The sequence below is a fragment of the Synechococcus sp. Tobar12-5m-g genome, assembly GCF_024345415.1.
Taxonomy (GTDB): Bacteria; Cyanobacteriota; Cyanobacteriia; order PCC-6307; family Cyanobiaceae; genus Regnicoccus.
The window spans coordinates 31,110-45,550 of record NZ_JAGQBB010000009.1; the positions used below are offsets into that span (position 1 = coordinate 31,110).

The window sequence follows — 14,441 nt, forward strand, 5'->3', positions numbered from 1 at the left end:
ATCGGAGGTTCCTTGGCAAAAGCATTCAACCTGCCGCCGTCTTCCCGGGTGACCGACATGGCTGAAGCAACAACGAAAGCTCGCTACGCTATCGGCCGAAACCGCGATCTCTGGCAGGCCGAGCAGGAAGTTCACGAAGGCCTGGGGATGACCTGACCCACCCGTCCCTGGCGGGGTGAGCTGGCGCTGGCCTCCTGGCGGACCGGCAAGCGACCGGCCCGCCAGGCGATCCGCCCCGCCTCGGTGGCCAGGGCCATGGCGTGTGCCATGGCGACGGGATCACCGGCCAGGGCGATGGCGCTGTTGATCAGCAGGGCATCGGCCCCCATCTCCATGGCCTGGGCGGCTTCGCTGGGCACGCCGATGCCGGCATCCACCACCACGGGGACCCGGGCGTTCTCGATGATCAGGGCGATGTTGGCGGCGTTGCGGATGCCCTGGCCGGAGCCGATCGGCGATCCCAGTGGCATCACCGTGGCGCACCCCGCCTCCTCCAGTCGTTTGGCCAGCAGCGGATCGGCATTGATGTAGGGCAAAACGGTGAAGCCTTCGGCCACCAGTTGCTCGGCCGCCTCGAGGGTGCCGAAGGGATCGGGCAGCAGATGGCGGCTGTCCGGGATCACCTCCAGCTTCACGAAGGTGTTGTCCTCCTGGCCGGCCAGCTTGGCAAGCTCCCGGCCCAGCCGTGCCACCCGGATCGCCTCTTCGGCGGTGGCGCAACCAGCGGTGTTGGGCAGCATCCAGATCGCGCTCCAGTCGATCGCTTCGATCAACCCCCCATGGCCCGCTGCGGCTGCCTGCACCCGCCGCACCGCCACGGTGACGATCTCGCAGCGACTCGCCGCGAGGCTGGCGCACATGGTGGCCAGATCGGGATACTTGCCGGTGCCGGTCATCAGCCGGCTGCCGAAGCGCCGTCCACCGATCACCATCGCCTCCCCGTCTGCCGGTTCAGCTGCGGCCACGGCGCTTTCCAGGCATTGGATGTGCAGCTTACGACTCCAGAGCGGCTTACCCTGGCCCAAAGGATGGACCCAGCCGTGCCCTTCGCGCTTCCTCTGCTGTTGGCAGCCACACCGGTTCCCCTCGGGGGCATGGTGCCGTTCCGAATGCCCAATCCCGCCACGGTTGAATCGTTCCAGACGGATTTCGGTCCGGTGGAGACCTTCGATCCCAATGCCCGTGCCCAGCTGCTGGCCGACCAGCTGCCGCGGCGGTGGACCGGCACGTATCAGGCCTTCGGCTCCAGAACGCCAGTACCGGTGGAGCTGCGTCTCGAGGCACTCCAGGCGATCGGTCAGGTCGTTGATCTGCGTGGCGAGATGACGATCGGAGCGGTGACCACCCCGGTGCAGGGCAATCTCAATGCCAAATCCGACCAGTTCGAACTCCTTCCCCTGATCGCCGACCTCAGCACCGGCCTCGAGCCGGGCGGCGACTTTCTGGGGCTGCAGGGGTTGTCCCTGAGCGGCTGGAACGCGCCCCGGCTGACCAACCTCGGCGGACGGCTGGTGCTGGCTCCGATGGCCGAGACCAAGGCTCAGCCGAGTGCCAAGGAACCGGCGCCGATTCGCGGCCTCTGGTAATCGCGCCCTGTAGAGGAAGGCTGGCGGCTCAGGCCGCCTTCTTGGTGGGCTCTCGCTTAATGCCCTTGCCACTGGTGGGCCGATCCTCAGGATCCTTTGGGTTGCGGCGTTCGAGAAGCTTGAGCCGCTTCAGGCTTGTCTTGTTGCCAGGGTCGAGGCTGAGGGCCTGCTGATAGGCCTCACGGGCCTCGTCGGGTTTGCTCTGGCGCTCCAAGGCGTAGCCGAGGTTGTTAAGGGCAACGGGATAGTCCGGTTTGGCCTGGAGAGCGGCCTTGTAGTGCCGAATCGCCGTGGCGTAGTTGTTCTGGGCGGCAAGGGAAAAGCCCAGGGCGTTCTGCATCAGGGCCTGGGCTTCCTGGGGTTCCCCGGTCGAGCGCTTCAGGGCGAGCTGCAGGGACTCCACCGCCTGGGGGTAGAGCCGCTTGCGCAGCTGCACCGAGGCCAGTTCATAGAGGGTGGCTGGATCCTGTTGGCTGCCCCCCTTGCCCTGGCCTTCCAGCCGGGAGAGGGCGGCTTCATCCCGCCGCACCCGGACCAACTGAAAGCCGATGACCACGGCGGCGCCACCCAGCAGCACGATCAGTCCGATCAAGTAGGCCTGGGGCAGGAGAATGTCCATCGGGCCTCCCCGTTAGAAGTTGGGTTCAGGGATGGGCGGCGCCAACCACGCTGCTGAAGCTGACCGGATCGGTGACGGCCAACTGGGCCAGCATCTTGCGATTGAGCTGGATGTCCGCTTTTTTGAGCCCGCCGATCAGGCGGCTGTAGCTCAGGCCATTGAGGCGGGCCGCGGCGTTGATTCGGGCAATCCAGAGCCGGCGGAAATCGCGCTTGCGACGACGGCGATCCCTGTAGGCGTTGCACAGGGCCTTCATGACCCGCTGGTTGGCGGTGCGGAACAACTTGCTGCCGCTGCCCTGGAAGCCGCGGGCCAGTCGGAGAATCTTGATGCGGCGTTTGCGGGCAACGTTGCCCCTCTTGACGCGAGACATGGATCAGATCTGGGGGAGGTGGGTATGGCCTGGGGCTGCTCAGTGGGCAGGCTCAGTGGGCGTAGGGAAGCATCCCCCTGACGTTCTCAACATCGCGCTCATCAACAACCGCCATCGTGCCGAGGTAGCGCTTGCGCTTCGGGCTCTTGTGATCGAGCAGGTGGTTGAGGAAGGCGCGACGCCGCATGAACTTGCCACTGCCACTCAGCTTGAAACGCTTTGCGGCAGCTCGGCGGGTTTTGAGCTTCGGCATCTCGTCCACTCGGACGCAAACAATCAAAGTACGACGTGGACGTGCCTTCCGCCAACCACCCGGCCTGTCTTGTCACTCTTTCCCTCCCCGTTTCCACCCTTCGCGCTGATGCATCGCCTGCCCATGCCCCGCCCCCGAACGGCCGGTCGCCTCGCTCCGGCGCTGCTCGCACTCAGCGTTTCGCTGTTGATCGCGCCGGGCTGCCGGGCCGTGTCCGCTCCCGCGGCCATCCACTGGCCCACCCAACCGCCCCCCCCGCTCAACGCCAAGGATCCGGTGCTCTGGGTCGCTCTGGCCTCACGGCTGGGGCCCACGGCGGGAGGGGCTGACCAGGCTGCTCCACTTGTTCTGCAGGCCGCGACGGGTTCCCTGAGCCTGGTGGATGCGGCGGGACAGCGGCGCAGCGGCACCAGCCTGCGGCTGCGCTGGCGAGAGGTTCCCCTGGCGAAGCCGTTGCTGTTGGGAAGGAGCGTGCTGGGGCCGTTCGCCAGCTTCGAAAGCGCCGAGCAGGCGGCCATGGCCTGGCGGGCGCTGGGGGTCGAGGCCCAGATCGGCTATCCCAAGGACTGGGAAGTGTGGGCTGTCGCCAGTTCGAAAGCCCCGCAGGGCTTCCAGGCCCGCACGGACGAGCGGCTGGTGACCAGCGGCCTCGCGCTGGAGGCCCCGGCGGCGGCCGGTGGGGGATCGAGGACCGCGACGCTGCTGGAGGGCCCCATGCTGATCACGGCCCCGGGGGGCTTGCGCTGGCAGGGCGGGGTGTTCCCGGGGCCGTTTCGCCTGCAGCCGGACGCCTACGGCGGCTGGAGCCTGATCGAGCAGGTGCCCCTGGAGCGTTACCTGCTCGGGGTGGTGCCCCATGAGATCGGCGCCGCCTCCCCTCCGGCGGCCCTGGCCGCCCAGGCCGTGCTGGCGCGCACCTGGGCCTTGCGCAACCGCCATCGCTTCGCGATCGATGGCTACCACCTCTGTGCCGATACCCAGTGCCAGGTCTATGGGGACCCCCGCCTGGCGGGCGGAGCCGTGGCACGGGCGATCCAGGCCACCACGGGCCAGGTGCTCAGCTGGAAGGGCATGCCGATTCACGCGGTGTATCACGCGACGAACGGGGGGGTCTCGGCGGGGTTCGAAGAGGTCTGGAGTGGTTCCGCCCTGCCCTATCTCCAGGCCAGGCCGGATGGACCCGCCGCCTTTGCCCAGCGTTTCACCGTCCCCTTGCCGGCCGCGATCCTGCCGCAACTCCTGAACCAGGGAGGCGCGGCCTACGGGGCGGACCACCCCCGTTTTCGCTGGCAGCGCTTGCTTACGGCTGAGCAGATCCGCGAGGATCTCGCCCGCACCGGAGCGGGTGTGGGCACTCCCGTTGGTCTCAAGGTGCTGGAGCGGGGACCGAGTGGACGGGTTCTGGCCCTGGCGGTCGAGGGCAGTGGCGGCGAGCGGGTGCTTCGGCTCGACGCGATCCGGCGCACCTTTCGACAGCTTCCCAGCACCCTCTTCCTGCTGGTGCCCGATCGCCCCGGAGCCTGGCGAATCGTCGGTGGGGGCTTTGGCCACGGGGCCGGCCTCTCCCAGGCCGGAGCGATCGACCTGGCAGCCCGTGGTTGGAGCCTCGGCAGGATCCTCGGGCACTACTACCCCGGTACGGATCTGCAGCCCATACATTCCCTTGGAGGGCCCCTTTAGAGTCCGTTGGCGATGACGATGTCCTGGGCATCCGTCCAGCCATCCATCCACGCCCCAGGCCCTGGGATGAACTGACTTGAGGGAGGTGTCTTGAGGGGAAGGAGGCTGGAAGCAGGTGTTGTGCGGGGGTTGCCGTGAACCGGCCGGGCGCGTTGTGGCTGGTGTGACCCAAGCCGACACGGGCCCAGGTCGTCGGCGCGGCAAGGCGGCGGCGTTTGTCTTCCTCTGCGGCTGGGCCGGCGTGGCGCCCCACTGGCTCGAGCCTCCCCGGAACCTCCTGCCGGCGATCAGCCTCAGCCTGCTCATCGCCACCTATGTGGTGCGCACCGTGTTCCTCAAGCTCTTGAGCGGGCCGACTGCAAACCAGGATCCATCCGCCCCCTGGCCTGGCCTGGATTTCGAGAAGCCTGGAGGGGGTTGCCCCTGCCCCTCGGTGGATGTGGTGGTGGCCGCCCGCGACGAGGAGGCCGTGATCGGCCGTCTGGTCGAGCGTGTCGGCCAGCTGAGCTATCCCGCTGATCAGCTCCGCTTGTGGGTGGTTGACGATGGCAGCGAGGACCGCACCCCCGAGTTGCTGGCTGATCTTGAGGGCCGCACGCCCCACTTGACCGTGATCAGGCGCGGCAGGGAGGCGGGTGGCGGCAAGTCCGGTGCGCTGAACGCCGTTCTGGAGCGACTCCAGGGCCGCTGGATGCTGGTGCTCGACGCCGACGCCGGGCTGCAGGCCGATCTGCTGGAGCATCTCGTGGCCTATGCGGAATCCGGCGGTTGGTCCGCGGTTCAATTGCGCAAGGCCGTGGTGAACACGGATCGCAACCTGCTCACCCGGGCCCAGGCGATGGAAATGGCCCTGGATGCCGGCATCCAGGAGGGGCGCCTTCGGGCAGGCGGCATCGGCGAGCTGCGGGGGAATGGACAGCTCTTGCGCCGTGATGTTCTCGAAGCCTGTGGTGGTTTCAACGAGGCCACCGTGACCGACGACCTGGACCTCAGCTTCCGCCTCCTCCTGGCGGGCCATGCGGTGGGGGTTCTCTGGGATCCGCCGGTGGAGGAGGAAGCCGTGCTCACCCTGCCATCCCTGTGGAAGCAACGGCAGCGCTGGGCCGAGGGGGGTCTGCAGCGTTTCTTCGATTACGGGCCCGGCTTGCTGTCCTCGCGCCTCTCCCGTCGCCAGCGGCTCGATCTCGGGGTGTTCTTCTTCCTTCAGTACGCCTTGCCGCTGATCTCGGCCATCGATCTGTTCGCGGCGTTGCTGAGCGGAACCCAGCCGGCGATCTGGCCCCTGTCCCTCGTGGCGATGGGGCTCACCGCCGGGGCCCTGGTGATCGGTTGCCGCCGGCCATCGCAGGGGCCTCCCCTGCCGAAGCCGAACCCCTTCACCGTCCTGCTTGCGATGGTCTACTTCGCCCACTGGCTCGTGGTAATTCCCTTGGTGGCGGTTCGAATGGTGGTGTTGCCGAAGCGGTTGGTCTGGGCCAAGACGCTCCACCTCGGCGGCCACCCCGAAGACCATCAGGACCACGACGACGACGGTCTGCCAGCGGATTCCGATCTCTCCACCCAGGCGACCTAGCCGCCGGACGCCGGTTGATCCACCGGCGGTTCCTCCAGATCGACGACCTCCCCGTTGAAGAACTCTGCTAACCGTTGGGCCCTCTCGGCCAGGGGCTCCCGCGGCAAGGGGGGCGGTGGGCAAGTCTGTGGAGGTGGGGGGCTGGCTTCGATCCGAACCGGTCCGGGTCGAGCGGCAGGCTGGGTGGGTGGAACGGCGGTGTTCTGCTGGCGGGCGGGCGGGCTGGTTGGTGTGCTGACAGGTGGGCTGGACTGCTGGCATTCCAGCACCAGTTGACGCGGACGTCCCAGGGCATTCTGGAGGGCCTGCTCCAGCAGGGGCAGCCGGCTCTGCACCATCGGCATCCAGTTTCCGCTGACCCGCACCACGGCCCGTTGGTCGTCCAGCCGCACCAGCGAGGCTTGCTGGGACAGCAGCATGCGGGTGGAGGGCAGGGTGAGGCTGGAGAGGATTTGCTGCCACAGCTCCGCCAGGTTCTGGATGGCTGGCTCGTGGTCGCCTGCCTCGCCGCTCGCTGCAGGGGTGGGGGCAGGGGGCGGTGCGGCCGGGGTCCGGGCGACCGGGGCACCCAAGGGGGATGGCGGTGACAGCGCCACGGGGCCCATCACGGCGTTGGCCGCCGCATCAACGGGAGTCAGCCCTTCCGGGATCGGAGCCTGCCGGGCCCTGGGGGCTGGTTCCTCCAGCAGCCCGAGCAGGAGCACCTCCAGCCAGAGCCGCGGCTGGATGCTCTGACGCAACTGCTGTTCGCTGCCGCGCAGCTGGTTTTGCCAGCGCAGCAGCCGTCCGCTGCCGAGCCGTTCGGCCAGCTCCGGAAGTTGGGGGCGGAACTGGGGCGAGAGGCCGCTGAGCTCGAGCCGCCCGGGGGCGGCTGCGGCGAGCACCAGGTCGCGCAACAAGGAGGCCAGCCCCTGAAGCACCGCCGAGGGTTCCCGCCCCCGTTCCAGCAGTTCTCGGCAGGCTTCGATCACCCCGACGGGTTCGGCGGCGGCGAGGGCGGCGGCGAGGTGGAGCAGCTCCTGCTCCGGCACGGCTCCCAGCAGGTCCCAGATCGCCGCCGCTTCGATCGGTGCCGGCAGCAGGCTGAGTTGATCGAGCAGGCTCTCCGCGTCCCGAAGCCCGCCCTGGGCCCGCTGCGCCACCACCTGCAGGGCCTCCGGGCTGATGCCGATCCGCTCCTGCTCGGCGATGGTGCGCAGATGGTCTTCGATGGCGGCCTGGGGAATGCGACGAAAGTCGAAGCGCTGGCACCGCGACAGGATTGTGGGCAGCACCCGCTGCGGATCGGTGGTGGCCAGCACGAACACCACCCGTGGCGGCGGTTCCTCCAGGGTCTTGAGCAGGGCGTTGAAGGCGGCGGTCGAGAGCATGTGGCACTCGTCGATCACGTAAACCTTCCAGCGCGCCTGCACCGGCGCGAAGCGGGACCGTTCGATCAGCTCGCGGATGTTGTCGACGCCGGTGTTGGAGGCGGCGTCGATCTCGATCACATCAAGGGCGTTGCCGGCCGCGATCGAGGTGCACAGCTCGCAGACGCCGCAGGGATGGGGGGTGGGCCCATCGCTGCCGACGCAATTCAGCGAACGGGCCATGATGCGCGCGCTCGATGTCTTGCCCGTCCCCCGCGGGCCGCTGAACAGATAGGCGGGGGCGATGCGGGCCTGGAGCAGGGCATTGCTCAAGGTGGCGGCGATCGCCTCCTGCCCCACCAGCTGGTCGAACCGTTGGGGGCGGTACTTGAGGTGCAGAGCCTGGTAGGCCGGAGCCTCGGTCATGGGGACGGGTCGCCCGCCGCCGGCTTCCCCTCGCTGAGCAGCCGCTCCAGCCTCCCCTCCAGCTCTTCCACCGTGGCGAGCTGATCGGCCAGGCTCTGGGCCTGGAGCCGCAGCTTGCCCAACTGGTCGGGGCCCTTATCTCCGGCCCACCATTGCTCCGCCTGCTCCAGTTCCTGCTCAAGCCGTTGCTGCAGGCGCAGCCGCAGCCCGTCGAGCTGCTCCAGGCTGCGCAGGGCCAGGTCACGGCCATGGTCGAGGGTCAAACCCTGGCGCAGCAGCAACCGAACGGCCACCAGCAGGGCCGCCGGGACGAACTGGCCGACGGCCAGGGCCCCAAGGCTGCCGGTGCGGAGCCAGTCCTCCACCTGGGTGCTGCGGTGGTGACCGGTCTTGCACCAGATCGCGAAGTGCTCGCAGTTGTTGAACACGAGGTTGTAGCGCTGCTCGCCGAGCCGGCCCATCGCCCGCCGCAGCGTCACCCCGGGCGGCGAGATGCTGGCCGGGTCGTAGGGCACCACCGACACGGGCTCACCGCGGCTGAAGGCGTCAAGCGGACTGCGCAGGATCTGGCGGCCTTCGAGGTAGTGGGCCACCGTTCCGTCGCCCAGATCGATGCCGTGGTGATCGAAGAGGCCGTGCTGGCGGGGCACCTGCAGGTGATCAGCGGTTGCCATGGCGGCGTTCTTCCGGCCTCAGGCCGACTCCTGTTGCTGGATCACGCCGGGGTAGGGCAGCACCTTGGCCTTGCTGCGCAGCTCCACCAGCTCCCTGGTGACTCTGAAGGTGGTCACGGCGGTGCTGGTGGGCAGGTCATACATCAGATCGAGCATCAGTTCCTCGACGATGCCGCGCAGGGCCCGGGCACCGGTGCGGCGCCGATGGGCCTCCTGGGCGATCGCCTCGATGGCTTCCGGCTCGAACTCCAGCTGAACGCTGTCCATGCTGAGCAGCGTCTGGAACTGCTTGACGAGGGCATCCCGCGGCTCGGTGAGGATGGCCTTGAGGGCCCGGGCATCGAGCGGTTCCAGCAGGGCGCTGACCGGCAGACGGCCGATGAATTCAGGAATCAGGCCGTAGCGCACCAGATCCTCCGGTTCGAGATGGCGCAGGATATGGGCGGCTTGATGCTCCTTGTGGTTGCGGCTGCGGCTGCGGCCGTCGTTGGGCAGGAAGCCGATCGCGTTACGGCCCAGGCGCCGCTGCACCACGCCATCGAGGCCGACGAAAGCCCCCCCGCAGATGAACAGGATCTGGCTGGTGTCGATCTGGATGCAGTCCTGATAGGGATGCTTGCGCCCGCCCTGGGGGGGCACGTTGGCCACGGTGCCCTCCAGCATCTTGAGCAGGGCTTGCTGCACCCCTTCGCCCGACACATCGCGGGTGATCGAGGGGTTCTCGCTCTTGCGGGCGATCTTGTCGATTTCGTCGATGTAAATGATGCCCCGCTGGGCCTGCTCCACGTCGAGGTCGGCCTTCTGCAGCAGCCGCAGCAGGATGTTCTCCACGTCCTCCCCCACATAGCCCGCCTCGGTGAGGGTGGTGGCGTCGGCCACGGCAAAAGGCACATCAAGCAGTTCGGCCAGGGTCTGGGCGAGCAGGGTCTTGCCGCAGCCGGTGGGGCCGATCAGCAGAATGTTCGACTTGTGCAGCCGAGTGGCGGTGCGATCGGTTTCGCCATGGCCATCTCCATGCCAGGCCAGCCGCTTGTAATGGTTGTAAACGGCGACGGCGAGAACCTTCTTGGCCTCTTCCTGGCCCACCACCTGCTGGTCGAGAAAGGCCTTGATCTGGTGCGGTTTGGGGATCGTGGCGAGGGTGGGGGCCGCCTTGCCGCTTTTCTTCGGTGCCACTTTACGTCCCGCCTCAGCCGGGGGGCGGCCGCCGCCGGGCACCTCAACGAGCTCCTCTTCGAGGATCTCGTTGCAGAGATCGATGCACTCGTCGCAGATGTAGACGCCGGGTCCGGCGATCAGCTTCCGCACCTGTTCCTGGGACTTGCCGCAGAACGAGCACTTCAGATGGGCGTCGAACTTGGCCATCAGAGGGGTGTGGAGTCTTCAAACACCCGATCGATCAGCCCGTAGGCCACGGCTTCCGGTGGAGACAAAAAGTAATCGCGGTCGGTGTCCTCGGCAATCCTGGCCAGCGGCTGGCCTGTGTGTTCCGCCATCAACCCGTTCAGGGTGTCTTTGAGGTAGAGGATCTCCCGGGCCTGGATCTCAATGTCCACAGCCTGGCCCTGGGCGCCACCCAGCGGCTGGTGGATCATGATCCGCGCACTCGGCAGGGCCAGGCGCTTGCCCTTGGTGCCTCCGGAGAGCAGGAAGGCCCCCATACTGGCCGCCAGGCCATAGCATATGGTGACCACGTCCGGGGCCACCTGCTGCATCGTGTCGTAGATGGCCAGCCCCGAGGTCACTGAGCCACCGGGGGAGTTGATGTAGATCTGAATGTCCTTCTCCGGGTCTTCGGCTTCCAGGAAGAGCAACTGGGCCACCAAGGAATCGGCCACGGCGTCGTCGATGCCGGTGCCCAGAAAGATGATCCGCTCCCGCAGCAGCCGGGAGTAGATGTCAAAGGCCCGATCCCCCCGCCCCGACTGCTCGACCACCGTGGGCACCAGACCAGGGGCGGCCCGGGGAGCGCTGTCGCGGATGGCGGCAGGACGGCTGCCCTGCCAGCGGTTTTGGATCGGATGGGGACGAAGGGCGTCGATCACGCGGCGGGCACGGAGGAACCGGGGGTGGCTTCAATCTATGGCCGGCTCCGTCCCCTCCGCTGGCGCCTTCTCGGTGACGGTGCTGTTCTCTTCAAGCCAGGCCAGCAACTTGTTTCGAAGCAGATCCTCCGCCACAGCCCCGCGCAAGCGGGCCGGATCGATGCTTTCGCCCTTGCTCTGGCCGCTGCCCACCTCCTTCAGCTTCGCCTCGATCTCCCCTTCCTCCACCGTGATCTGCTCCTTGGTGGCCAGGGCCTGGAGGGCGAGACCGCGCTTGAGCCGCTGCTCCGCCTCCGGCCGAGAGCTGTCCATCAGGCTGCGGACCAGCTCCGGGGTGAACAGGCTCTTGATGTCCATCCCCTGTTGGGCCACCTGGCTGGCGGTCTGCTCGACCAGGGCACGGATCTCCTGCTGAATCAGGGTTTCGGGCAGCTCCACCTCCAGCTCCTGGACCAGGGCGGTCAGCAGGGCATCGTGGCGACCGTTGCGGGCGCGGCGCTCGGTGTCGTCGCGCAGGCGCTGCTCCAGGTCGGCCCGCATCTCGGCGAGGGTCGGGAGCTCGCTGGCCTGCTGGGCGAAGGCGTCATCCAGCTCGGGCAGTTCGCGGGCCTTGAGGTCCTTGAGGGTGAGCACGAAACTGGCTTCCCTGCCGCGCGCATCCTCCTGGGGGTAGTCGTCGGGGAACTGACAGGGGATCGTGCGGGTCTCCCCAAGGCCCATCCCGAGGATTCCTTCGATGAAGCCAGGGATCATCCGCCCCTCTTCAAGTTCCACCTCCAGATCGTCGGCGCTGCCACCGACGATCGGTTCACCGCTGTCCTGGTAGGAGCCGGTAAAGCTCACCAGCGCCTGATCGCCGCTGGCGGCAGGGCGATTCTCCACGGGGACCATGGCCGCCAACTGCCTGCGGGACTGTTCAATCAGTTCGTCCACCCGGTCGGGGTCGTAGTGGATCGGTTCCGCTTCAGCCACCAGTCCTTTCGTTGTTTTGAGGCTTGGGGTGGGCTGGATGTCCAACTCGAGGGTCAAGGTGAGTTCCTCCCCGGGGCTGAACCGCGCCAGCAAGACGTCGAATCCTTCGCTTAGCTCCGGATTGCTGAGGGCGGCGATCTGTTCCTGCTTCAGCGCGTCGCGCCACACACTGTCGACGAGATCCTCCAGGGCGGTGGCCCGGATCCGCAAGGGGCCGATCTGCTGAAGGAGGACCGGACGGGGCACCTTGCCCTGGCGAAAGCCCGGCAGGCGCACACTGCGGCTCAGCTTGGTCACGGCGGCTTCGTAGCTGGCCTGGGACCGACCGCCGGGGATCTCCACCTCCAGAGCCAGCCGGCTGCCGGGACGGGGACTGGTCTTGACCTTCAGGGCGGAGCTCATGGGCGGACCGGCCGGACCGGTGTTGCAGGGCAGCCGCCGATCCTAGAAACCCATGCCGCCTCCGGCTCACCCTGCCCAGCCACGGTGGTGGAGGCGCCCAGGGCCTGACTGGGCGTATGATTGTTTAAGAACAAAGGAAGGTCGTGGTCCTGCGGGGCCTGCACGCTTCTAAATCACATCAGAGCCCGGTGGCTTTTCTCCGACCGGACCATTGAAATCTTTAGCAAATTTTTCTTCACCCCTTCGATCGATCCTGCTCCATAGACCCGGCCCATCAGTTTTTGATTGTCGTCAAGCCTTCGGTGTGATGCGATTCACCCGAGGATTGGACATTTCCTCGTTGTGAAGCTGCTCCAGATCAAAGGAGCGTTTTCTTCGATCGCTCGGTCAACAGTTCATCGTCGCCTCCTTACGGAGATTGGTTCAGGAGTTCAGCCCCTCTCCAGTGTTCTCCATCCCTCGCCCTTCCCTGCCCTTGTCCCCCGCCGCACCCTCCACGTTTCTGCCCCTGAGGCCCCTGACCGTCGCCATTCTTGGCGCCACCGGTGCCGTCGGCCAAGAACTGCTGGGCCTGCTGGCCGAGCGCCGGTTCCCGGTCGGGAAGCTACGGCTGCTGGCCTCGCCACGCTCCGCCGGTCAGTCCATCGCCTGGCAGGGCGAGGCGTACAAGGTGCAGGCGGTGACGGCCGAAGCCCTGGCCGATGTGGATCTGGTCCTGGCATCCGCTGGCGGCTCCATTTCGAAGCAGTGGGCTCCCGTGGCGGTCGCGGCAGGGGCGGTGGTGATCGACAACTCCAGTGCCTTCCGCCTCGATCCGGCCGTTCCCCTGGTGGTGCCGGAGGTGAATCCCCAGGCCGCCTTCGCCCACCAGGGCATCATCGCCAACCCAAATTGCACCACGATCCTGCTCACCCTGGCGCTGGCCCCCCTGCAGGCCCGCCGTCCGATCGAGCGTGTGGTGGTGAGCACGTATCAGTCGGTCAGTGGGGCCGGGGCCCGGGCGATGGAGGAGTTGCGCCAACTCAGCCGCACCGTGCTCGATGGCGGGGTTCCGATCAGCACGGTGCTGCCCCATTCCCTGGCCTTCAATCTGTTTCTGCACAACTCCCCCCTGATGCCAAATGGCTATTGCGAGGAGGAGCTCAAGATGGTGAATGAAACCCGCAAAATCCTCGGATTGCCCGATTTGCGGCTCACGGCCACCTGTGTGCGGGTGCCGGTGCTGCGGGCCCACTCCGAAGCGGTGAACATCGCTTTCAGGGAACCCTTTCCGGTCGAGGAGGCCCGGGCGGTGCTGGCCGCGGCGGCCGGGGTCGAGCTGATCGAGGACTTCGCCACCAACCGCTTCCCGATGCCCACCGACGTGACCGGCCGCGACCCCGTGGCGATCGGCCGCATCCGCCAGGACATCAGCGACCCGCGGGCCCTGGAGCTCTGGCTCTGCGGCGATCAGATCCGCAAGGGGGCGGCCCTCAACGCCATCCAGATCGCCGAAGGGCTCCTCGATCCCAGCGGGTTGCCGGCCACGGCCATGGCCTCAGCAGTGCTGGGAGGTGTCGCTTGAGCGGGATCAGTGCCAGTCCCACCCCGTTCGGGCGGGTGATCACCGCCATGGTCACCCCCTTCGCTTCCGACGGATCGGTGGATTTTCCGCAGGCTGCCCGGCTGGCGGCTCACCTGGTGGGCCACGGGTCCGATGGCCTGGTGGTGTGCGGCACCACCGGTGAATCCCCCACCCTGAGCTGGCAGGAACAGCATGAGTTGCTCGCCACCGTGAAAGCCGCGGTCGGGGAGCGGGCCAGGGTGATCGCCGGCACCGGCAGCAACTGCACCGCCGAAGCGGTGGAGGCGATTGGCCAGGCCCAGGACCAGGGGGCCGATGGAGCACTGGTAGTTGTGCCTTATTACAACAAGCCTCCCCAGGAGGGGCTGGAAGCCCATTTCCGCGCCATTGCCACAGCGGCTCCTGGGATGCCCGTGATGCTCTACAACATTCCCGGCCGCACCAGTTGCAGCCTCACGGCGGAAACCACGGCCCGCCTGATGGATTTGCCCAACGTGGTGAGTTTCAAGGCGGCCAGCGGCAGCACCGATGAGGTCAGCCGGCTGCGCCAGCTTTGCGGCCCCCGCCTGGCCATCTACAGCGGGGATGACGCCCTCACCCTGCCGATGCTCGCGGTCGGGGCGGTTGGCGTGGTCAGCGTGGCCAGCCACCTGGTTGGCCGCCAGATCCAGCAGATGATCAAGGCCTTCTTCGGCGGCGACCACGCCGGTGCCCTGGCCCTGCATGACCGGTTGCTGCCCCTCTGCCGCGCCCTGTTCGCCACCACCAATCCAATTCCCATCAAAGCAGCCCTGGAGATCGAGGGCTGGCCCGTGGGTGCCCCCCGCCTTCCCCTGGTTTCTGCCGACAGCGACGTGCGCGACCGCCTGACCACAGCCCTGGCTGCCCTGCGTCCTACCTGACGCCAAGGCTCACCTCCGGCGCA

Annotated in this window: 15 protein-coding genes; 6 read left to right on the forward strand and 9 right to left on the reverse strand. The window is 67.5% G+C overall.

The window, feature by feature from the left end:
* Positions 1-12 precede the first annotated feature (12 nt).
* On the forward strand, positions 13-156 hold the full coding sequence (locus KBY66_RS07270; protein WP_255088703.1) for a hypothetical protein: 144 nt from the start codon (positions 13-15) through the stop codon (positions 154-156).
* Here the strand turns inward: KBY66_RS07270 and KBY66_RS07275 are convergent.
* On the reverse strand, positions 132-932 hold the full coding sequence (locus tag KBY66_RS07275) for a thiazole synthase (RefSeq protein WP_255088697.1): 801 nt from the start codon (positions 930-932) through the stop codon (positions 132-134). The two genes, KBY66_RS07270 and KBY66_RS07275, sit on opposite strands and share 25 nt — an antisense overlap.
* Before the next feature lie 132 nt (positions 933-1,064).
* Here KBY66_RS07275 and KBY66_RS07280 point away from each other — a divergent pair, with 132 nt between their 5' ends.
* On the forward strand, positions 1,065-1,586 hold the full coding sequence (locus tag KBY66_RS07280) for a hypothetical protein (RefSeq protein ID WP_315855492.1): 522 nt from the start codon (positions 1,065-1,067) through the stop codon (positions 1,584-1,586).
* 28 nt (positions 1,587-1,614) lie between these two features.
* Here KBY66_RS07280 and KBY66_RS07285 read toward each other — a convergent pair whose 3' ends face one another.
* The 3 genes from KBY66_RS07285 to rpmI are packed head-to-tail and all read right to left on the reverse strand — an operon-like array spanning position 1,615 to position 2,831.
* Complete coding sequence (locus tag KBY66_RS07285; RefSeq protein WP_255088624.1) at positions 1,615-2,205, reverse strand: tetratricopeptide repeat protein; 591 nt, start codon at positions 2,203-2,205, stop codon at positions 1,615-1,617.
* A gap of 25 nt (positions 2,206-2,230) precedes the next feature.
* The gene (gene rplT, locus KBY66_RS07290; RefSeq protein ID WP_255088625.1) at positions 2,231-2,578 is read right to left on the reverse strand and encodes a 50S ribosomal protein L20; all 348 of its coding nucleotides are present in this window, start codon (positions 2,576-2,578) and stop codon (positions 2,231-2,233) included.
* A 52-nt stretch (positions 2,579-2,630) separates the two neighbouring features.
* A complete protein-coding gene (rpmI, locus tag KBY66_RS07295) occupies positions 2,631-2,831 on the reverse strand; it encodes a 50S ribosomal protein L35 (RefSeq protein WP_255088626.1) in 201 nt (66 codons plus the stop codon).
* 123 nt (positions 2,832-2,954) lie between these two features.
* Between rpmI and KBY66_RS07300 the strand changes: the two genes are divergently transcribed.
* Both KBY66_RS07300 and KBY66_RS07305 read left to right on the forward strand, forming a co-directional pair.
* Positions 2,955-4,511 carry a SpoIID/LytB domain-containing protein gene (locus KBY66_RS07300; RefSeq protein ID WP_255088627.1) on the forward strand — a complete coding sequence of 519 codons (1,557 nt, stop codon included), beginning with the start codon at positions 2,955-2,957 and terminating at the stop codon, positions 4,509-4,511.
* Between the two features lie 163 nt (positions 4,512-4,674).
* Complete coding sequence (locus KBY66_RS07305; RefSeq protein WP_255088628.1) at positions 4,675-6,084, forward strand: glycosyltransferase; 1,410 nt, start codon at positions 4,675-4,677, stop codon at positions 6,082-6,084.
* Here KBY66_RS07305 and KBY66_RS07310 read toward each other — a convergent pair.
* From KBY66_RS07310 to tig, 5 genes are read right to left on the reverse strand one after another with little or no spacing between them, the layout of a single operon-like run.
* Entirely contained in the window at positions 6,081-7,859 is a 1,779-nt protein-coding gene (locus tag KBY66_RS07310) for a DNA polymerase III subunit gamma/tau (RefSeq protein WP_255088629.1), read from the reverse strand. The genes KBY66_RS07305 and KBY66_RS07310 overlap by 4 nt on opposite strands.
* Positions 7,856-8,533 carry a lecithin retinol acyltransferase family protein gene (locus KBY66_RS07315; RefSeq protein ID WP_255088631.1) on the reverse strand — a complete coding sequence of 226 codons (678 nt, stop codon included), beginning with the start codon at positions 8,531-8,533 and terminating at the stop codon, positions 7,856-7,858. Before KBY66_RS07315 ends, KBY66_RS07310 begins: the two co-directional genes overlap by 4 nt.
* 18 nt (positions 8,534-8,551) lie before the next feature.
* Positions 8,552-9,898 (reverse strand): ATP-dependent protease ATP-binding subunit ClpX, encoded by a 1,347-nt coding sequence (clpX, locus tag KBY66_RS07320; RefSeq protein WP_255088632.1) that lies wholly within the window; start codon positions 9,896-9,898, stop codon positions 8,552-8,554.
* Positions 9,898-10,578, reverse strand: a complete 681-nt coding sequence (gene clpP / locus KBY66_RS07325) for an ATP-dependent Clp endopeptidase proteolytic subunit ClpP (protein ID WP_255088633.1) — start codon at positions 10,576-10,578, stop codon at positions 9,898-9,900. The genes clpX and clpP overlap by 1 nt, the downstream gene beginning before the upstream one ends.
* Positions 10,579-10,608: 30 nt before the next feature.
* A complete protein-coding gene (tig, locus tag KBY66_RS07330; RefSeq protein ID WP_255088634.1) occupies positions 10,609-11,952 on the reverse strand; it encodes a trigger factor in 1,344 nt (447 codons plus the stop codon).
* 475 nt (positions 11,953-12,427) lie between these two features.
* Here tig and KBY66_RS07335 point away from each other — a divergent pair, with 475 nt between their 5' ends.
* Entirely contained in the window at positions 12,428-13,516 is a 1,089-nt protein-coding gene (locus KBY66_RS07335) for an aspartate-semialdehyde dehydrogenase (protein WP_255088636.1), read from the forward strand.
* Positions 13,513-14,418, forward strand: coding sequence for a 4-hydroxy-tetrahydrodipicolinate synthase (gene dapA / locus KBY66_RS07340; RefSeq protein WP_255088637.1), 906 nt, complete (start codon positions 13,513-13,515; stop codon positions 14,416-14,418). The genes KBY66_RS07335 and dapA overlap by 4 nt, the downstream gene beginning before the upstream one ends.
* Positions 14,419-14,441: the final 23 nt, after the last annotated feature.